General features: G+C 65.4%; 16 protein-coding genes. 10 read left to right on the top strand and 6 right to left on the bottom strand.

Annotated features, from left to right (window positions below):
* The first annotated feature begins 69 nt into the window (after positions 1-69).
* A complete protein-coding gene (sfsA, locus tag C3Y92_RS20065; RefSeq protein WP_129355664.1) occupies positions 70-804 on the top strand; it encodes a DNA/RNA nuclease SfsA in 735 nt (244 codons plus the stop codon).
* A 187-nt stretch (positions 805-991) separates the two neighbouring features.
* Here sfsA and C3Y92_RS21215 read toward each other — a convergent pair whose 3' ends face one another.
* A complete protein-coding gene (locus tag C3Y92_RS21215) occupies positions 992-1,162 on the bottom strand; it encodes a hypothetical protein (RefSeq protein WP_165352147.1) in 171 nt (56 codons plus the stop codon).
* A gap of 362 nt (positions 1,163-1,524) precedes the next feature.
* Here C3Y92_RS21215 and C3Y92_RS20060 point away from each other — a divergent pair, with 362 nt between their 5' ends.
* From C3Y92_RS20060 to C3Y92_RS20050, 3 genes are all read left to right on the top strand, one after another.
* Positions 1,525-2,196: a winged helix-turn-helix domain-containing protein gene (locus C3Y92_RS20060; RefSeq protein WP_129355662.1), complete on the top strand. Its 672-nt coding sequence runs from the start codon at positions 1,525-1,527 to the stop codon at positions 2,194-2,196.
* On the top strand, positions 2,180-3,583 hold the full coding sequence (locus C3Y92_RS20055) for a sensor histidine kinase (RefSeq protein WP_129355660.1): 1,404 nt from the start codon (positions 2,180-2,182) through the stop codon (positions 3,581-3,583). The genes C3Y92_RS20060 and C3Y92_RS20055 overlap by 17 nt, the downstream gene beginning before the upstream one ends.
* A gap of 294 nt (positions 3,584-3,877) precedes the next feature.
* Positions 3,878-5,167 (top strand): EAL and HDOD domain-containing protein, encoded by a 1,290-nt coding sequence (locus tag C3Y92_RS20050; RefSeq protein WP_129355658.1) that lies wholly within the window; start codon positions 3,878-3,880, stop codon positions 5,165-5,167.
* 160 nt (positions 5,168-5,327) lie between these two features.
* Here C3Y92_RS20050 and C3Y92_RS20045 read toward each other — a convergent pair whose 3' ends face one another.
* A complete protein-coding gene (locus tag C3Y92_RS20045; RefSeq protein ID WP_235669556.1) occupies positions 5,328-6,485 on the bottom strand; it encodes an acyltransferase family protein in 1,158 nt (385 codons plus the stop codon).
* Between the two features lie 144 nt (positions 6,486-6,629).
* On the opposite strand from C3Y92_RS20045, the gene C3Y92_RS20040 reads away from it, so the two are divergent.
* A complete protein-coding gene (locus tag C3Y92_RS20040; protein WP_129355654.1) occupies positions 6,630-9,041 on the top strand; it encodes a Lon protease family protein in 2,412 nt (803 codons plus the stop codon).
* Positions 9,042-9,045: 4 nt separating this feature from the next.
* Positions 9,046-9,816 carry a hypothetical protein gene (locus tag C3Y92_RS20035; protein WP_129355652.1) on the top strand — a complete coding sequence of 257 codons (771 nt, stop codon included), beginning with the start codon at positions 9,046-9,048 and terminating at the stop codon, positions 9,814-9,816.
* A gap of 264 nt (positions 9,817-10,080) precedes the next feature.
* On the opposite strand, the gene C3Y92_RS20030 is transcribed toward C3Y92_RS20035, so the two are convergent.
* Both C3Y92_RS20030 and C3Y92_RS20025 read right to left on the bottom strand, forming a co-directional pair.
* Positions 10,081-11,784, bottom strand: a complete 1,704-nt coding sequence (locus C3Y92_RS20030) for a DUF4831 family protein (RefSeq protein WP_129355650.1) — start codon at positions 11,782-11,784, stop codon at positions 10,081-10,083.
* Positions 11,785-12,149: 365 nt separating this feature from the next.
* Positions 12,150-12,920, bottom strand: coding sequence for a CBS domain-containing protein (locus tag C3Y92_RS20025; RefSeq protein WP_129355648.1), 771 nt, complete (start codon positions 12,918-12,920; stop codon positions 12,150-12,152).
* Between the two features lie 149 nt (positions 12,921-13,069).
* Here C3Y92_RS20025 and C3Y92_RS20020 point away from each other — a divergent pair, with 149 nt between their 5' ends.
* The 4 genes from C3Y92_RS20020 to C3Y92_RS20005 all read left to right on the top strand — a co-directional run bounded on the left by C3Y92_RS20020 (position 13,070) and on the right by C3Y92_RS20005 (position 15,313).
* Positions 13,070-14,041, top strand: a complete 972-nt coding sequence (locus tag C3Y92_RS20020) for an HDOD domain-containing protein (protein ID WP_129355646.1) — start codon at positions 13,070-13,072, stop codon at positions 14,039-14,041.
* 65 nt (positions 14,042-14,106) lie between these two features.
* On the top strand, positions 14,107-14,298 hold the full coding sequence (locus C3Y92_RS20015; RefSeq protein ID WP_015863184.1) for a hypothetical protein: 192 nt from the start codon (positions 14,107-14,109) through the stop codon (positions 14,296-14,298).
* 24 nt (positions 14,299-14,322) lie between these two features.
* Positions 14,323-14,841, top strand: coding sequence for a hypothetical protein (locus C3Y92_RS20010; RefSeq protein ID WP_235669555.1), 519 nt, complete (start codon positions 14,323-14,325; stop codon positions 14,839-14,841).
* A 52-nt stretch (positions 14,842-14,893) separates the two neighbouring features.
* Complete coding sequence (locus C3Y92_RS20005; protein ID WP_129355644.1) at positions 14,894-15,313, top strand: hypothetical protein; 420 nt, start codon at positions 14,894-14,896, stop codon at positions 15,311-15,313.
* 127 nt (positions 15,314-15,440) lie between these two features.
* On the opposite strand, the gene C3Y92_RS20000 is transcribed toward C3Y92_RS20005, so the two are convergent.
* Together C3Y92_RS20000 and C3Y92_RS19995 are read right to left on the bottom strand one after the other, a co-directional pair.
* Positions 15,441-16,757 (bottom strand): histone deacetylase family protein, encoded by a 1,317-nt coding sequence (locus C3Y92_RS20000; RefSeq protein WP_129355642.1) that lies wholly within the window; start codon positions 16,755-16,757, stop codon positions 15,441-15,443.
* A complete protein-coding gene (locus C3Y92_RS19995; RefSeq protein ID WP_129355640.1) occupies positions 16,751-18,430 on the bottom strand; it encodes a hydantoinase/oxoprolinase family protein in 1,680 nt (559 codons plus the stop codon). Before C3Y92_RS19995 ends, C3Y92_RS20000 begins: the two co-directional genes overlap by 7 nt.
* Positions 18,431-18,449: the final 19 nt, after the last annotated feature.

The raw sequence follows: 18,449 nt of genomic DNA, 5'->3' as shown, positions 1-18,449 counted from the left end.
TTGATGGCGGGGACCGCGTCGGACGCGGCCGGGTTGGAACTCTAAAGCATAATGCCTGGAAGGTAAATCATGGAGCGAGAACCGAGCCGAGTCGTTTTGTCCCACCCCGGCCCCATCCTCGAAGCCCGATTCGTGCGGCGCTACAAGCGGTTCCTCGTGGATGCCGAAGGCCCGGACGGCCCCGTCACCGCCCACGCCAACAACACCGGCTCCATGCTGGGCCTGCTGCGCCCGGGCGCGACCATCGGCCTGTCCACGTCCGACAATCCCAAACGGCGGCTGCCCTATACCCTGGAAATGACGAAAGTGCCGGATTTCGCAGGCGATTTCTGGGTCGGGGTCAATACGCTGACCCCAAACCGGCTGCTGCGCCGGGCCGTGGCCGCCCGAGCCATCCCGGAACTGGCCGGCTACGACGCGGCCCGCCCCGAACCGCCCTTTGCCGAGGGCCGGCTCGATTTCCTGCTCACCGGCCCGGCCGGACGCTGCTTCGTGGAATGCAAAAACGTGACGATGGTCGAGGACGACGCGGCCATGTTCCCGGACGCCGCCACCGAACGCGGCCGCAAACACCTCATTGAACTCACCCGGCTGGCCCGGGAAGGCGTGGACAAGGCCGCCATCTTCTACTGCGTCCAGCGCCCGGACGGCCACTGTTTCGCCCCGGCCGCCGTCATTGATCCCGAATACGCCGATCTGCTGACCACCGCCGCCGCTGCCGGCGTCCTCGTCCTGCCCTACCGCGCCGCCGTCAGCGCCGCCGGCGTGGCGCTTGGCGAGCGGTTGCCGCTGGCGCCCTGGTAGGGGGCCTCGACGACAGGGCCGGCGACACGGCCGTTTTCGGGGTCCAAGCCTGCCGGTGCGGGCGGCGGCAACCGCAATCGGCGGTGCGCAAGGCAACACCCCCCGCGGCATTGCCGCAGGGGGGTGCGGTGGATCGACAAATCTTTCGCCGAAGCAGGGCGTTGTCGCTCCTTGCGGTCCGCCGAAACTAGTTGGCGGGGGTGGCGGTCTTTTTGGCCTTCTTCTTGTCCTTCATGATCTCGACCACGGAATAGCTGCCGTCCTTGGTGGCCTTCTTGGTCTTTTTCTTGGTGCCGGCGAAAGCCATGGAGGTGGCGAGCAGGCAGGACACGACGGTGAAGATGACGATCTTTTTCATGGTATGGACTCCTTGTAAAAAGGGTAAGCGGTTTCTGGCATCCCCCAACCGACCGGGACGATTCCCTCGGCGCGGGCCCTCCCGTATCGACCGGGGCCGCAGCCGCCGTGTCGATGGCAACGGTCTAGGCCCGTCTTCCTTTCCCGGTGCTTACCCGTTCATTACAGGAGTGAAATTTTAAGTACGATTTCAGTATGTTACATGATCCTTACTGGGCGATTACAGATCTGAAAAAAGCTGGAAAACCGTAGCCCGGCCGGACGCTGGTCATTATGGGGAGTTCTATGTATACCCCGATGCATCCAGAGCGGCGGCCGGGCAGCCTCGCCCAGGCCGCCAACACCGCAAAGGACGTTCCTGTCATGCGCATCCTCCTCGTCGAGGACGACGAGAAAATCGCCTCGTTTATCCTTGGCGGCCTGCGCCAGAGCGGGTTTGCCGTGGACCATGCGGCAAACGGTCCCGACGGTCTGCATCTGGCCGCCACCGAACCCTACTGCGTGGCCATCATCGACGTCATGCTGCCCGGCCTGGACGGATTGCAGGTCATTGAGGAACTGCGCCGCCGCAAGATCATGACCCCCATCATCATCCTCTCGGCCAAGCGGTCGGTGGAGGACCGGGTGCGGGGGCTTGAAACCGGCGGCGACGACTATCTGTCCAAGCCCTTTTCCTTTGCCGAACTCCTGGCCCGGGTCCAGGCGCTCATCCGCCGTTCCACCAGCGCTTCGGAGCCCACCCGCCTGACCGTGGGCCAGCTGTCCATGAACCTGCTCACCCGGGAGGTGTCCCGGGGCGAGACGGCCGTGCAGCTCCAGCCCAGGGAGTTCGCCCTGCTGGAATACTTCATGCGCAATCCCGGCAAGGTGCTGTCCAAGACCATGATCATGGAGCACGTCTGGGACTACCACTTCGATCCCCAGACCAACCTCGTGGACGTCCTCGTCTGCCGACTGCGCAACAAGATCGACCGGGACTACGACCGGAAGATGCTCCATACCCTGCGCGGGGTCGGCTATGTTCTCAAGGAATAGCCGGCCGCTGTTGCGCTCCACCACCCTGCGCCTGACGGCGCTGTACTCCTGCATCTTCATCTGCAGCGCCCTGACACTGTTCGTCCTGGCCTACTCCCTGCTCTCGGGAGCCGTGCGCGAGGGCGACCGGGTGGCCATGGCCCAGAAACTGCGGGAATACGTGTCCGTGAGCCAGAAAAAAGGCCTGGCCGGGCTGCTCGATTTCCTGCGCCTGGAGCGGGAAAACATTGATGTCGAAGAGTATCTGCTGCGGGTGACCGGCCCGGACGGGGCCACCCTGTTCAGCCAGTCGCCCGAGGACTCCGCGCCCCTGCCGGAGGCCCTGCCCCTGGTCCCGGGACCGTCGGTGCAGTGGGCCTTCGTGCCGGGTTCCGATCCCGAAGGGGGACTGACGGAAATCGGCAGCCGGGCGCTTCCCGGCGGCGGTTCGGTGACCATCGGCAAGGACGCCAGCGAACGCGAGGGCTTGCTGGCCCGGTTTCGGGTGATTTTTGCCGGCATCATGCTGCCGGTGGCGCTTTTCGGCCTGGCCGCCGGCTTCGTCCTGGCCCGGCGGGTGCTCACGCCCCTAAAAGACCTCATCGACACGGTGCGGGCCATCGACACCGGCCGCATGGACGCCAGGGTGCCGGAAGTCGGCGCGGGCGACGAACTCAGCGAACTGGCCAGGCTCTTTAACGCCATGCTCGACAAGATCCGCACGCTCATCACCGGCATGCGCGAGGCCCTGGACAACGTGGCCCACGATCTGCGCACCCCGGCCACGCGGACCCTGGCCGCCGTGGAAATGGCCGTGGCCTCAAAAAACGATCCGGCCGAGCTGCGCGAGGCTCTGCTCGACTGCGCCGAGGAAACCCGGCGCATGGTCGCCATGCTCGGGGCGCTCATGGACATCTCCGAGGCCGAGACCGGAGCCATGCGCCTGCGTCTGGAAGTGGCCGACATGGCCCGGCTGGCGGCCGAGGCGGCCGAACTCTACGAATACGTGGCCGAGGAAAAAGGCGTGGCCCTTTCCGTGGCCGCCGTCGGCCCCCTGCCGGTCCTGGCCGACCCCAACCGTCTGCGCCAGGTGCTGGCCAACCTCATCGACAACGCCGTCAAGTACACCCCGCCCGGCGGACGGGTGACGGTGGCCGCCGCCCGGGAAGACCGCTTCGTGGCCGTGCGGGTGGCCGACACCGGCCAGGGCATCGCCGCCGAAGACCAGCCCCGCATTTTCGACCGCCTCTACCGGGCCGACCGCAGCCGCTCCGAACGGGGCCTGGGCCTGGGGTTGTCCCTGGTGCGGGCCGTGCTTTTCGCCCATGGCGTGGCCGTCGAGGTGAAAAGCGAGCCGGGACGGGGCTCGGCCTTCGCCTTCCGCCTGCCCCTGGTCATGGACGCGTAAGGCGCGCCCGGCGACCTCGCGCTCGTTCCAGGCCCCTGTCGCGCCCAGCCGGCGGCCAAATCGCCCTCGTGTCGCGTCCACGAAAAGCGCATAGGGCATTTGGTGGACAACGTCGTAAAGCAAGAGGTTTTTCTTAAAAATACCAGGGTATTTTCAAGGGACTCCACGCCAGGTCCGGCCAATCCGGCAAACGACGCGAAAGCCGTTGTCAAACCACGCCGCCTGGGGCATGTTTGCCGGAAGTCTCGCCATGTCTTGCCGCCCTCCAACCGACTAATCGTCACGGGGTCGATCATGAGCGACAACGGCCAGTCCGGCGCAAGCCCGTTTTTTTTCACCAAACAGGCGCTGTTCGACGTCAAGCGCAAGCTGTGGGGCTACGAGATCCAGGGCGGCGCGGACGCCTGCTCGGCCCTGGCCTGCTTCGCCGACCAGGAGCATCTGGCCGGCTCCCTGGCCTCCACCTCCTATATGGGCGTGCAAAGCGCCGTGGAGCGCGGCAAGAAAGTGGCCGTGCCCTTTGATGAGGTCGGCTTCCTGGCCCAGGCCCCCTATGCCCTGCCGCCGGCCCACGGCGTGGTGAAATTCGTGGGCCAGGCCTCGCGGCCCAGGGAGGTCGTCGAGCTGGCCGCCCGGCTTCGAGCCGACGGCTACAGCCTGGCCGTGGACGTGGGCGCCGGCCAGCCCGAGCTGGCCGAACTGGCCGCCCTGGCCGACGTGTGGTGCTTCGATGCCGGCGGTGCCGACGACCCGACCCCCATCGCCGCCCGCAATAAGGGCGGCAAGGCCCTGCTATGGGCCTCCCGGGTGGGCAGCCTCGATACCTTTGAAAAACTCAAGGCCGCCGGATTCGCCGTGTTCCAGGGCCGTTTTTTCAAGGAACCGGAGCTGGTGTCCGAGCGCAAGCTCACCTCCCACCAAATGAGCCGCTTCCAGCTTTTGCGACTCATCGAATCCGAGGACCCGGACGTGGACGCCCTGGCCGAGGCCATTTCCGCCGACGTGTCCGTGAGCTTTCGGCTGCTTTCCTACCTCAACAGCGCCGCCTTCGGCCTGCCGCAAAAAATCCAGTCCATCAAGCAAGCCATCATGATCCTGGGCAGCATCAAAATCCGCAACTGGCTGCGGGCGGTGCTTCTGGCCGACATGGCCCAGGGCGGCGACATGCCGCGCGAGCTGGCCGAGCTGTCCTTGCAGCGGGCCAGACTCCTGGAGCTTGTCACCACCCGCTACGATTTCTGGGACTTCAACCCGGGAACGCTCTTTCTGCTCGGGCTTTTTTCCCTGCTTGACGCCATCCTGGGCCTGCCCATGCGCCAGGTGGCCGAGCATCTGCCGCTGGATGAAAAGCTCAAATCGGCCCTGCGCCACGACGCCCAGAACGAATACCAGCCCCTGCTCGATCTGGCCGAATGCATCGAGGACGCGGACTGGCCGCGCTTGGCCGACATGACCCGGCAACTTGGGCTGGAACTCGACGCGGTCAAGGTCTGCGCCAGCGAGGCCATGGCCTACAGCAGCGGCTTTTTCGCCACCCAGGCCGACGCGCCGACGCCGTCGGCCGGCAAGAAGGCCCGGCAGTAGGCCCAGGCCTCACGCTACGGGGCCGGCCCAGGTGAGGCGTCCGGGAGCCTCAGGCCCAGGACGCGAAGCCGGCCCGTCCCCTCCACGCCCGCTTTGGCCGTCCGGCCGACAGCGCGCCACTCCCTGCCAAGCACAATGCCATGCGGACGTCCGGGGGGCCTTAGGCCCCCGGACGCTGCGGCCGCTTCGCCATTACCCAACGCGCGGCGGGATGTTCGATACAGCGCGCGACGGCCAGGCCGACGCATAGGGTGGCGGCGAGGCCGGCGGCCAGGCGGAGCAGGGCTTCAGGCCAGCCGGTTTCCGGCGGGCCGGTGAAGACGCCCAGCGTCCAAGTCTGGACGAGATAGACCGACAGGCTCGCGGCGCTTATCGCGCCCAGGCGGCGGGCGGAGAGAAAGGCCCGGGGCCGGGCGGCGAAGGCCAGGAGCAGGGCGGTCAGCAGCGGGGCGTAGAGCACGTTTTGGGCAATCACCTGGAGATAGAAGTTGTCCTTGGGCAGGGGGGCGACCAGCAGGCCGGCCAGCCCAAGGGCGGCGACGATGTCAAGGTTGTGGGGCATCCGGGGCTTGAGGACAAACAAACGGGCCGCCGCCGCGCCCATGAGCCACTCGAAAATCCGCAGGTAGGGGCTTGAATAGAAGAGCCACTGGAAGAGCAGGGCGGCCAGTTCGCCGGACGTGCCGGCCCATTCGGGGTGGCGGGCGGCGTAGGCCGTGAAGAGCCGGGGCCACAGGCGCGCGCCGAGCCCGTCCAGGGCCAGGGCCAGGGCCAGGGGGGCCAGGATGAGCCAAAGGGCCGCCCGGGGCGTGCGCGCCCGGGCCAGCAGCCAGGCCGTGGCCGGAAAGGCAAGATAGAAAAAGACCTCCACGCTCACGGCCCAGGCCAGGGGAAAGATTTGCGGCCAGCCCGGCACGAGAAACCAGGTCTGGGTGAGGCTGGCGAAGGCCAGCAGATGGCCCGGACCGCCAAAGGAGCCTGGGCCGTGTTTGAGCAGGGCCAGCCCGGCCGCCAGCCCCAGGGTCAGCAGATAGACCGGATAGAGCCGGGCCAGCCGGGCCAGGGCGAAGCGCCCAAAGGGCAGCTCCCCGGCGGCCATGGCCGCGCCGTGGTTGTAGGCCAGCACAAATCCCGACAGCACGAAAAAGGCCGACAGCCCGCACCGGGTGAGCCGGGCGAAGGGCTCGTAGAGGTCCGGAGTCTGCGGCAGCGGCGTAAGCCAGGCCAGGCCGTGGCCGAGAAGCACGGCCAGGGCGGCCAGCCCGCGCAGTCCGCCAAGGCCCGGGAGAAAGGGCGGTCGTTGTCCGGTGTTCGCCATGGCGGCAGCCATTACCATGGCCGGGCCGGCCGGAAAAGGGCGCGTCGCCGCGCCAAGGATGACAAACGGCTCGGAAGGCCGTATCTCTCCAGATGGCCGGCGCGCGCCGGCCCTATCCCCTAACGCCCTTCCCAGACGGATTCCATGACCAGAAATCTGACGCCCACGGACCTTCGCGCCTGCTGCGATCCCGCTTCACTGCCCTTTGCCGACAGCCGGGACATTCCCGACGATCCCGGAGCCCTGGCCCGCACCCAGCCCCGGGCCATGGCCGCCCTGGACCTGGCTTTGGCCATCGGCGGCCGGGAATATAACGTCTATCTTGCCGGCGAGCCGGCCATGGGGCGCACCCATTTCGCCCGGGCCTTCCTCGATCCGGCCGCCAAGGCCGGGGCCACGCCGCCGGACTGGCTCTATGTCCACAATTTCGACGACCCGGACCGGCCCAGGGTCGTGTCGCTGCCGGCCGGCCAGGGGCGCGGCTTCAAGACCGCCCTGGCCAAGGCCGTCACCGACATGCGCGAGGAGATTCCGGCCCGGTTCGAGCGCGAGGCCTATCTGGCCCAGAAGCAGACCCTCATGCGCGGCTACAACGCCGACCGCGAGACCATGCTCGACGAGATGGAGGAGCGGGCCAAGACCGAGGGCTACAACCTCCTGGTCGATGACCAGGGGGCCTTTACCCTCTATCCGCTGCTCGAAGGCAAGGTGGTCAGCGACGAGGAGTTCGAGCGCCTGGAGCCGGAGCTCAAGAAATCCCTCAAGGCCAAGGGCGACCTGCTCCTGGAGGAAATGAGCTCGGCGCTTCGCAAGCTCTCCAAGGAAGAGCGCGGCTACCGCGACCGCGAAAAGGACCTGGAGCGCGATGCCGCCGGCGAGGTCTGCGACGCCGCCCTGGCTCCCTTTGCCGATCTGCGGGCCGCCTCCCCGGCCATCGACCAGTTCCTCACGGCCATGCGGGCCGACATCCTGGACAACATCGACGCCTTCATGCCCCAGGTCCAGCCGGCTCCGCCCTCGCCCCACGGCGACCTGAATCTCCCCGAGGACATCTTCTACCGCTACGAGGCCAACCTCTTCGTGGATAACGGCCAGCTCTCGGGCGCGCCGGTGGTGGCCGAGGACCATCCGACCTATTTCAACCTCATGGGCTGCATTGAGCGCGAATCCGAGATGGGCGCGCTCTACACCGATTTTACGCTCATCAAGTCCGGCTCCCTGCACCGGGCCAACGGCGGTTTCCTCATCATCCGGGTGGACGATCTGGCCGCCAATCCCGGGGCCTGGGAGAGCTTGCTTCGCGCCTTGCGCTCGGGCCAGGCCCGGGTGGAGGATCCGGCCGAGGGCGGCGAGCATGTGCGCACCCGCACCATCGAGCCCGAACCCATTCCGCTGGACCTCAAGATCGTGCTGGTCGGGCCGGACGAGGCCTACGAGGCCCTGCTCTACAGCGACGAGCGTTTCGGCAAGCTGTTCAAGCTCAAGGCCCATCTCCAGGAGAACATGGCCCGCAACCCGGACAACGTCGGCCTCTACCTGACCCTGGCCGGCCAGGCCATCCGTCAGGCGAATTTGCTGCCCTTTGACCGGGCCGCCCTGGCTGCTCTTGTGGACTACGCCTCGGTGCTGGCCGAGGACCAGACCCGGTTGTCGCTGAAAATTCCCTTTGCCCGGGAACTCATGATCGAGGCCGATGCCCTGGCCCGCCGCCAGGGGGCCGAGGCCGTCACCGCCGCCCACCTGGCCCTGGCCCGCAAGGCCCGGGAATTTCGCGTCAATCTCTACGAGGAGGAATACCTCGAAGAGTACGACCGCGAGATGATCAAGGTGGCCACCTCCGGCGAGGCCGTGGGCAAGGCCAACGGGCTGTCCGTGCGCATGTTCGGCGACTACGCCTTCGGCCTGCCCCATCAGATCTCCTGCACCGTGGGCGTGGGCCACGGCGGCATCCTGGACCTCGAACGTGAAGCCGAGCTGGGCGGCCCCATCCACACCAAGGGCATGATGATCTTAAAAAGCTATCTGGTCAGCCGCTTCGCCCAGGACAAGGGGCTGGTCATGACCGGATCGCTGTGTTTCGAGCAGAACTACGCCGGCGTCGAGGGCGATTCGGCCTCGGGCGCGGAGCTGGCGGCCCTGCTTTCGGCCTTGGCCGAGACGCCCATCCGGCTGCGCTACGCCATGACCGGGGCGGTGTCCCAGTCCGGCGAGATCATGGCTGTGGGCGGGGTCAACGAGAAGATTCGCGGCTTTTTCGCGGTCTGCCGCCGCCGGGGCCTGTCCGGCGACCAGGGCGTGATCCTGCCGGCCGACAACGTGGTCAACCTCATGCTCGACGACGAGGTCATCGACGCCGTGGCCCAGGGCCGTTTCCACATCCATCCCGTGGCCACCGTCGAGGAGGCCATGGAAATTCTGACCGGCCTGCCGGCGGGCGGGCGCGGGCCGGACGGGACGTTCCCCGAGGGCAGCCTCTACGCCCGGGTCGATGCGCGTCTGGCCCGGCTGGCCCAGCTTGCCCCCCAGGGCGGCTGGCAGGGCTGCGGACGGGGATAACGCCATGTCGCACACCTGGTTCGAGGAAAAGCGCGACGAATTCTGCCGCGATCTGCTGCGGGACTATTGCCTGTCCGTGGAGACCCTGGAGCGGCTGTTTCAGGACTTCGACCGCTCGGGCAAGGTGGTGTTCGAGGAATTGCGCGACCTGCTCGGCGAAGAGATGAACAAGGGCCTGCTGTGGCGCTTAAAGGACACGGCCCACCATCTGTTCCGCGAAGGCGGGACCACCAGCCCGGTGGGGCAGTTTCTCGACTGGTGCATCGGCTACATCTTCCACGAGTCCATGAAGCTCAAGGAAGACGCCTACCAGCAGCAAAACTACGCCCCGTGGTTTCGCTCCATGCAGGAGCGCGAATTGCCCGAGCAGGACCTCATCATCAGCCGGGAGCTGTTTCAGCTGCTCATGCAGACCGCCGAGAGCATGCAGCGCGAGATAAGGCGCATCCGGTTTTTATTTGGCGAATGCCGCAAGCTGTTTCCCATGTATCTGTCCGACCAGGCCGACAACCATTGGCTGGCCCGGTTTTTGTTCAAGCGCAACGAACTCGTGCGCGAGGTCTTCGGCCAGGGCTACCGGGAGCTGTTGCGCGGCATCTACGGGGCCGCGCCGGAATCCATGTACGTCATGGCCTCGCGCAGCCTGCGCGAAGGCGGCTGGATGCAGCAGGCCGCCGAAGCGGCGGCCAAGGCCTGCGACCTGAACCCGGACAGCGAACCGGCCCGCCGCGAAAAAGAGATCGTCGACACCTGGCGCACGCGGCTGCGGGCGTAAGGGGGAATAAGGCGAGAGAAGATGGGGGATGCCTCCGGCGGCTGGGGGCCTGAGGCCCCCACTTGGAGAATGGTGAAAAGGGGGGGCGGCGAGGATTGGCTTTTTGGCGGCCGAAAGCCAGAAAGCCGTCATGACGTTTGACGGGAAACACCGTTGTTCCGGCGGCTTGGAGAGGTGCAACCCCTGCCTTGCCGGGCCGCAGGCTCCTTGCCCCCGCTCGTCGCAGACCCCTGGCAGAGGCCTGCGACGAGGGTTTTGCTCAGGCTACTGCGTCGGGCGTTTTCCTTCCCGCAGTTCCCGGATGTCCATTTCCAGGGACAGCTCTTCTTTTTGCTGCTTGAGTTGATTGATCTTGTTGTTGCTTGCGGCGATGGCCGAGACCAGGGCCACGCCGGAGTTGCCGAGCTTTTCGACCTGCTGCATGTCAATGGCCTTCGTCTCGACCCCAAGCGACTTCAGGCCGCCGGTATCGGTAAAAAACTCCATGGAAAAAGCCGCGTCCGTGGTCTTCATCTTGGAAGGCAGGGCCAGGACGGGGCCGAGTTGGGCGACGGGCACCTTGAAGGTCTCGCCGACGACCTTGTCGATCTTGCCGTCCTTTGTCTGCACGAGGGTAATCGATACCTCGCCGGGCATGCGATAATAGAGGCCCCGTTCCCCCTTTGGCTCGGGGACAAGCCCTTTGACCTTCTGCGAGGGGTGCTCGTGGTTGACCTTGACGATGACTTCCAGGGATTCCAGCTTGGCAATCCCTGCGGCTCCGACTTTTTCACGCACGGTGGCCTGAAGTTGCGCCAGGCGTTGCTGGGCAATGGCGTCGGTGAAAAGCGGCAAGAGTTTGTGCTGGCCGTCGTGCAGAAGAAGGCTGTCGTCAAGGGGGCATATGAGGGTGATGTTCGTGACATCCTTGCCAAGAAGACGGTCTTTTAAGTCTGCCATCCTGGCGTCTATGGCGGCGAGTCTTGCTTTGAAGACGTCAAGTGAAGGATCAATCCCCGCCGGGTTTTTTCCGAAAAGCCAGTTGTCTCTGTCGAGAGTAAGGCTAACATAGGTTTCAATAGCCTTTTTGTCTTCCTCCGTGCAGGGAGATGGGGGTGGGGAGTCAGTATCTGTGGTCGAATACCCTCCTGTTAACAGTGTGCTTCCGATTTTTGCGAGCGATTCTATGACTTGGACGGTGAATTCCAACGTTTTATCTTTTGCTGAATAATCAGCAGATACCAACATGCCGTTTTCATTGAAGACGAGCTTTTTCTTGGTGTCTTTTAAAAACGTAGTGCTTAAATCCATGTTGTAAATATGATCAGCGTCTGGGACGGCAGATATTGTTATTTGGGCGTCGCCAGTTTCGAATCGTGGAGAACTTGTGCCTTCACGGAAAAGTGCTGCAATTTCCTTTTCGCATGCGTTTGCTCTTGATTTTTCTAATGATTTAAGCTTTCTTTGGTTTTTTAAGGCTTGGCGCTTTTGAATTTGTAACTGCATTTGCTCGTCTTTTTTTGAAATGTAATATGCTTTTGCATGTTCATATTTATTCAGGGCGATTTCCCATTTTGTCCTCGACTCAGATAGTTTTTGTATTACATCTTTATTGTCTGGTGATGAATTTGCTTCAGCGGTGAGCTTTTCAAACTCTCTTTGTGCGGCATTCGCTTCGCCCTGGGCAGCCTTTTGGGCTTCTTCCGCAATCCTCGTCTGGGAAGAGGCATTGTGTAATAAATATGCAGTTTCTGCGGCCTCTTTCATGAGTTGTAAGTCAAATTCCTTATCTGCTCTGTTGTAAGTTGTGATTTTTATCGGAATATTGAGCGCGACCGCAGTCTTTGGCAGAATATAAATCGCCCCTGGGTTGCTTTTGTCCGGCAGCTCCGCCAATGGGGTGACTTTGTTCGTCGTTGTGGAACAGGCAAGCAAGTTCACGAAGGCAATTATTCCAACGACACACATAAAGATCCTGTGAATTCGCATGGGAGCCTCCTGGCGATTTTATACGGGAACGTATTTAATAATGACTTTTTCATCAATTTAAAAATATCATTTATAGCGTAAACATTCCCCCAGATTTCAGAAATGCGAACGGTATCCACCGGAAATCTCGGAATCAACAGGCCTCTGGGTTTTTTTACATGAGGCGCAGCCGCCGCTTCTCCAAGGCCACGCCTGGCGGAGGCTGCGATCAATTTGACCGAGACTGGGCCATGGCCTCGCTGCCGGACAGCGGCAGGCCGCACGCAACGATGCCGGTAGCCTGGGATTTCGCGGGGAAACCCTGGCTGCCTGCAACGGGCGTTGGATTCGACGGCGTTGGGGGAGCGGCCGGCGAGAAGGGCGGGTCAGCCCATGCGCCTGGCGTAGAGCAGGATGTCGGGCTGGGTGAGCACGCCGGCCAGGCGGCCGTCGGCTTCGGTGACGGCCAGACGGCGCACGCCCTTTTGGCGCATGTACAAAATGACCTTGTAAACCATGGCCTCGGCCGGCACGCTGACCACCGGCCGGCTCATGTAGGCCGAGACGGGATCGTCGAGCCGTTCGGGCTGGCCCATGATGGCCCGCAGGGCGTCGCGTTCGGTGAAGATGCCGGCGGCCTTGCCGTCCACAACCACCAGCACCGAGCCGACGCCGGCCTGACGCATCCGGTCCAGGGCCGCCTGCACGGGCGCTTCCGGGGGCAGGCAGATCGGCTCGGGCCGCATGACGGCCCGGCAATCGACATTTTCCACCATGAAGTCCACGGCCAGGGCGTCCACGAGCTCCTTGTCCGTGACCACGCCAATGAGCGAGCCGCCCACGTCGATGACCGGCAGATGGCGCTCCTTGCGCTCCAGCATGGTCTTGATGGCTTCGTTGGCCGACAGGTCCTTGAGGATGCCGCCGCCCACGGTGCGCGACAGGGTTTCGCGCACGGGCGAGGCCGGGTCGAGATCGACGTCCAGGCGACGCACCAACTCGCGCTCGGTGACGAACCCCACGACCTTGGCCCCGGTGACGGCGGCCAGGCAACTGACGTCGGCGCGCACCATAAGATCGGCCGCCTGGGTCACGGTGGCGTCCGCCGGCACGATAAGGGGCCTTTTGGCCAGTTCGCCGACCCTGCGTTTGAACATGAAGATTCCTGGTGAGGATGCTCTACAACAATTTATGGTCCGCCGGGGCATGAAAGTCAAGGCTCGCACGTCCGCGTCGCCCGGCCGGCTTGCCGCCGCCAGATGATTGCGCTAGACCGGGGATGAATCCGTTTCCGGGAGCAACCGGCATGACCGTCGACAGCGCCTTTATCCCCACCGGCGACGCGCCGCTGTTCGTGACGCGGCTGCTTGAGCTTGGCGCTTCCCGGCGCGAGGCTCTGCCCGCGCCGTCGCCGGGAGCTGCTCCGGCCGCGTCCCTGTCCCCGGGCAAACGTCGGTCCCTGGCCGACATCAATCCGCCGCCCCTGCCCGAAGCCTACCTGGCCCTGCGCCGTACGGCCGAGAACCCCCTAAGCGGAGTGGCCGACGTGGCCAAGGCCGTGTCCCTGGACCCGAGCCTGGCCGCCTACGTGCTGCGCCTGGCCAACAGCCCCATCTATGCCCCAAGGGTCCGGGTGGAGACCGTCAGCCGGGCCGTGGGCCTTATCGGCCTCACCGAAATCGTCAATCTGGCCGCCGGCGCGGTGCTGTCCCGGCTGTTCGACAAGCCGCCCCGGGCCGATCTGCTGTCCATGCCCGATTTCTGGCGTCACGCCGTGGCCGTGGGCATGCTGGCCCGGGGGCTGGCCCGGCGACGCGACGAGGCCGCGTCGGAGCGCTTTTTCGTGGCCGGCCTGCTCCACGACATGGGCCGGCTGGTCCTGGCCGTGGCCGAACCCGATCTGGCCCAGGCGGTGCTGGCCCGGGTGGCCGAGGGGCGCATCCCGTCCGACGCGGCCGAGCGGTTGGAGCTTGGCTTCGACCATGCCGCCCTGGGCGGGCGCATCGGCGATAAATGGCGGCTGGCCGACACGCTGATCGAAGGCGTGGCCGCCCATCACGATCCGGCTCAGTGCCCGGAATCGGTGGTGGCCGCCGCCGTGCATGTGGCCGATTTCATGGCCAATGCCCTGGGGTACCGCGTAACACCCTGCGGGGCGCTGCCCCGGCTCGACCTGCGCGCCCTGGCCATGTTCCGCCTGGCCGAGGCCGACCCGGCGGAATTTGACGAACTCCTGGGCGAGGGCCTGGCCGCCCTGGCCGCCCTGTTCACGCCATGAACGCCGTCGCCGCTTGCCATTCCCCCGTCGCGGCGCTACAGCTCGGAAAAAGGGAGCATCACGCCATGGGCGGTCCGACCATCACCCTCACGCCGCTGACAGGATCGGCCATCAACGACATGGTCCTGGATTACATGGCCCTGTCCGGCGACCGTCGCCGGGCCGAGCTGGCCCATTTCCTGGAAAGCGGCCGCTCCGTGCAAAGCGACATCATGGCCGTGACCCTGCGCGGCATGATTCTGCGCACCTCGGCCTAAAACCTTCTCCCCCCCTTTCCCCGCATGAAAAAAACGCTGTCTCTGCTGCTGGTCTGTTGCCTTGCCCTGGCCGCCACGCCCGCCCTGGCCAAAAAGGCCCCGCCCGAAAAACACGAAACCCAAAAGGCCGCCGCGCCCCACGAGCCGTCCGGCCCGGCCGAGACCGTGGACGCGCCGGGCAAGGTCATCAAGGAGCCCAATGCCTTCAACGGCATCAAATGGGGCACGGCCATGGCCGCCATCCCGGACCTGACCGTGGCCGAACGCGACGGCCAGGCCGCCTACGCCACGGCCGAAGGCGTGGTCTACCGCATCGGCGAGGCCTTCCTTTCCGGCGTGGTCTACGGCTTTTGCCAGGACAAGTTCGCGGCCGTGATGGTGGAATACAAGGGCAAAAAAACCACGAGAGCATCAAGAACTTCCTGGCCGGCAAGTACAGCAAGCCCATCGACCTCGAAGGCAAGGGCGTGGACCTGGGCTGGCCCGTGGGCAACGTGCTCATCCGGATGCAGTATTCGCCCGAACGCGACATGGGGACGCTAAGCTATTTCTATGAGCCGCTCTACGCCCCGTGCGGCCAGGCCAAGGCGGCCCAGTGACCCCGGCCCGGCGAGTGCTTTGGCTGGCGGCCCTGGCCGCGTTTTGCCTGTGGCCGGCCCTGGACGCCGTGGCCGCCGAGGGCGGCCGCAGTCTGGCGTTTAACAAACAAAACGTGTTTATGTATTTCAAGCAGGTGGAAGACGCCAAGAACAAGCTGCCCGAGGATCTGCACCCCCAGGAGCTGCATGACCGGGAATGCATGGTCTACGCCACGGTGCTCAAGCAGGGCGGCTACGACTTCGAAGCCACGGTGTTAAGCGCCTTGAGCTTTGCGGAAAAGGGCGGCAACCGCCTGGACGACCCGCGTTTCATGTTCCTGGCCGGCGTGTTCCAGTTCCATCCCGACGAGTTCGTTCGCTTAAAACTCATCTCCAAGACCACCCGCGACGCCGTGGTGCGCTACTTCGGCGGTTAAGGCAAATCGTCGTAGAGGGAAGATGCTCCGGCGGCCGGGGGCCTGAGGCCCCCGGCCCCCCCGCATGGGGGAAAAGGGGCTCGGCATGGGCTGATGCCCGTGCGCAGGGGAGTGGGGGATGCGGGCGTCAGCCCGTAAAGCTCAGGTAGTTCTTGCCCACCCGGTCCAGGAGCGCCAGATGGCGGTATTCGCCCTTGATCTGGCCGGCCTCGTAGATGCGGTAGGCTTCATCCACGCAGCGTTCGCAGGCCCCGATGGGCGCTTCAACGCCCAGGCACAGCGGGTTTCGCGTGGATTCCGTCTCATACTTCACCACGCCCCGGCAGTGGTCGCACAGGCGCACCGACTCGGTCTGGTATTCCGTGATGGCGTCGGTGTCGTAGTAGAGCGTCTTGCGCCGCGAAAACCAGCCGTTCGCCACATCGCCCTTGCCCGGACCGCGCGGGTTACGCACTTCCTTGACGATGTCGCGGCAGACTTCCTCGATGTAGCCCGTCACCTTGTCGCTTTGGCGCACGGCCGCCGGGTCGAAACCCGGTTCCCGCACGTGGCTGTAATCCAGCCCCGCCATGGACAGCACCAGCCCCAGATTGACGTAGGGCAGCGCGCCCTGGATGGCGTAGCCGCCTTCCAGCACGGCGATGTCCGCCCCGAGCAGTTCGGTGAGCTGGGCGTAGCCCTGGGCCGAGAAGGCCATGTCCGTGATGGGGTCGGAGAAATGGTTGTCCTGGCCGGCGGAGTTGATGATCAGATCGGGCTTGAAGTCCTCAATAAGCGGCATGACCACTTCGCGCATGGCGAAAAGGAAGCCCTGGTCCGAGGTTCCGGGCGGCAGGGGCACGTTGACCGTGGTCCCCAAGGCTCTTGGGCCGCCGAGTTCCAGGGGAAAGCCCGTGCCGGGATACAGCGTGCGGCCGTCCTGGTGCAGGGAAATAAAGAGCGTATCGGGGTCGTTCCAGTAGACGTCCTGGGTGCCGTCGCCATGATGGCAGTCGGTGTCCACGATGGCCACGCGCAAGGGGCCGTAGCGCTCCCGCAGCCATTCCACCATCACCGCTTCGATGTTGATGTTGCAAAACCCGCGCGAGCCGTGGACCACCTTCATGGCGTGGTGGCCGGGCGGCCGCACCAGGGCAAAGGCGCGCTCGGCTTCCTTTTCCATGACCGTGCGGGCGGCCCGGATGGCCCCGCCGGCGGAAATGAGGTGGGAGGTGGTGGTGACGGCCGCCACGTCGGGAAAGCAGAAATGCACCCGGGCCACGTCTTCGTGGCTGGCCAGGTCGGGCTTGAGTTCGGTTACGCCCGGGATGTCGAAGACGCCTTCCTCGCGCAGCTGGTCCTGGGTGTAGAGCAGGCGTTCCTGGCGCTCGGGGTGGGTGGGCGAGATGGCCCAGTCGTAGGCCGGGAAAAAGACGATCCCCAGGGGATGGCGGGCTTTCAGCATTGCTTGGACACCGCCTGTTTGTAGGCCCCGGAGACGCCAGGCCGCACCTGGCAGGCCACGCGGATGTTGTAGCCGGCCAGCTCCTGGCCCTCGACCATGGGAAACGACGACAGCTCCACGGTTTCGATGGGCGCGTCGTCGACGTCGGCCCCGATGGAGGCGAGATAGTCGCGCAGGCTGGCCCCGGCCTCGCCCTCGGCGGCCGCCTGGCTGTAGTTGCCGGACACGGACCGGGCCACGCCCAGGGAGGGAATGGTCAGGCGGCCGGCAGCGGTGTCGGCGAAAAGCTCCACGGAAAAGGTCGGCCTGGCCAGGGCCGCGCCGATGGCGTTGGCCACGGCAAAGCTCTCGGGCACGATGACTTCCTCGGAAAAGGCGTCCTGGAGCAGGGCGGAAAGGGCCAGCGCCGGTCCGCCCATGACGTAGACCCGGGTGGGGCGCACGTGCTTGCCTTCCAGCAGCTCGAAGATGGTGTAGACCGGGCGGTCGTTTATTTCGCGCACAACGGCCGCCACTTCCGAGCGGATCTGGTTGACGGCATTGAGGATGGCGGCCTCGGCCACCTCTTCGGGCTCGAAGCCGTGGGGCGCGGCGGCGGCAAGCAGGCCCTGATACGAGGCCCGGGGATCGCCCACGGCGATGACGTTTTGGACGTTGAGCGCGTCAATAAGCGTCGGAACCTTGCCGCCCAGGGCCATGGGCGGGCCGAAGCGGCGCGGGCCGACCTCGATGGCCTGCCGGCTGACCGTGACGGCCGAATCGCCGCCCACGCCGATGGAGCGGGTGCGCAGCGCCCGCACGAGCGTCGGGCGGCCGTCGATAGCGATGCCTTCGTTTTCAATAAGCGGCGCGCCGGCGGCAAAAACGGCGATGTCGGTGGTGGTGCCGCCGATGTCGAGGATGACCGAATCCTCGGCGATGTCGCACACGGCGATGATGCCCATGACCGAGGCGGCCGGGCCGGACAGGATGGACTGCACGGGCTGGGCGCGGGAAACCGACAACGGCATGGTGCCGCCGTCGGCCTTGAGCACGTTTATGGCGGCGGTCATGCCCAGGTCGGCCACGGATTGTTCCACGGCGTCGCAAAAGCGGTTGTAGACGCGCCACACGGCGCTGTTGAGGCAGGCCGTGGCGATGCGCCGTCCAAAGCCCAGGCGGCCGGAAAATTCGTGCCCCAGCGACACGCAGTCGGCCCGGCCGGCGAGCAAGCCGCGCAGGGCCAGCTCCTGGTCCGGGCAGCGGGTGGAAAATTTGGTGACCGCGGCAAAGGCGCGCAGCCCCTCGGCCAGCCAGGCGTCGACAACGGCCTTGGCCGCGTCGAGGTCGATGGCGGCGGTTTCGCGGCCCCGGTGGTCGATGGCCCCGGCCAGGACATGGTAATGCCCGCCCTGTCTATACGCCTCGGGGTCGATGCCCGGGCCGCCGGACACGAGGACGCCCACGGCGTCGGCCGTGCCTTCGATGATGGCGTTGGTGGTGAGCGTGGTGGACAGGGTCAGGCGATGGATGGCGGCCGGCCCGGCCACGGCCACGATGCTGGAAAGCGCCTCGCGTATGGAGGCGAGGAGATCGTCATGGTTGGTGGGCAGCTTGGCGCAAGCAACGACCCCTTCCGGGCCGATGAGGACCGCGTCCGTGTGCGTGCCGCCGACGTCGATGCCGCAAAGCATTGGATAGCCTTAGCAGCTA

Source organism: Solidesulfovibrio carbinolicus, assembly GCF_004135975.1.
GTDB lineage: Bacteria > Desulfobacterota > Desulfovibrionia > Desulfovibrionales > Desulfovibrionaceae > Solidesulfovibrio > Solidesulfovibrio carbinolicus.
Note: the sequence above shows the minus strand (reverse complement) of the source record. Positions and strands in the feature narration are given on the sequence as shown.

Excerpts from the sequence above, each read along its gene's own strand:
- C3Y92_RS20000 (WP_129355642.1), bottom strand. The coding sequence starts at position 16,757 with ATGCTGAAAGCCCGCCATCCCCTGGGGATCGTCTTTTTCCCGGCCTAC.
- C3Y92_RS20040 (WP_129355654.1), top strand. The coding sequence starts at position 6,630 with ATGACCAGAAATCTGACGCCCACGGACCTTCGCGCCTGCTGCGATCCC.
- C3Y92_RS20020 (WP_129355646.1), top strand. The coding sequence starts at position 13,070 with ATGACCGTCGACAGCGCCTTTATCCCCACCGGCGACGCGCCGCTGTTC.
- C3Y92_RS20055 (WP_129355660.1), top strand. The coding sequence starts at position 2,180 with ATGTTCTCAAGGAATAGCCGGCCGCTGTTGCGCTCCACCACCCTGCGC.
- C3Y92_RS20060 (WP_129355662.1), top strand. The coding sequence starts at position 1,525 with ATGCGCATCCTCCTCGTCGAGGACGACGAGAAAATCGCCTCGTTTATC.
- C3Y92_RS20050 (WP_129355658.1), top strand. The coding sequence starts at position 3,878 with ATGAGCGACAACGGCCAGTCCGGCGCAAGCCCGTTTTTTTTCACCAAA.
- C3Y92_RS20010 (WP_235669555.1), top strand. The coding sequence starts at position 14,323 with ATGAAAAAAACGCTGTCTCTGCTGCTGGTCTGTTGCCTTGCCCTGGCC.
- sfsA (WP_129355664.1), top strand. The coding sequence starts at position 70 with ATGGAGCGAGAACCGAGCCGAGTCGTTTTGTCCCACCCCGGCCCCATC.
- C3Y92_RS20045 (WP_235669556.1), bottom strand. The coding sequence starts at position 6,485 with ATGGCGAACACCGGACAACGACCGCCCTTTCTCCCGGGCCTTGGCGGA.
- C3Y92_RS20015 (WP_015863184.1), top strand. The coding sequence starts at position 14,107 with ATGGGCGGTCCGACCATCACCCTCACGCCGCTGACAGGATCGGCCATC.
- C3Y92_RS21215 (WP_165352147.1), bottom strand. The coding sequence starts at position 1,162 with ATGAAAAAGATCGTCATCTTCACCGTCGTGTCCTGCCTGCTCGCCACC.
- C3Y92_RS20035 (WP_129355652.1), top strand. The coding sequence starts at position 9,046 with ATGTCGCACACCTGGTTCGAGGAAAAGCGCGACGAATTCTGCCGCGAT.
- C3Y92_RS20025 (WP_129355648.1), bottom strand. The coding sequence starts at position 12,920 with ATGTTCAAACGCAGGGTCGGCGAACTGGCCAAAAGGCCCCTTATCGTG.
- C3Y92_RS20030 (WP_129355650.1), bottom strand. The coding sequence starts at position 11,784 with ATGCGAATTCACAGGATCTTTATGTGTGTCGTTGGAATAATTGCCTTC.
- C3Y92_RS19995 (WP_129355640.1), bottom strand. The coding sequence starts at position 18,430 with ATGCTTTGCGGCATCGACGTCGGCGGCACGCACACGGACGCGGTCCTC.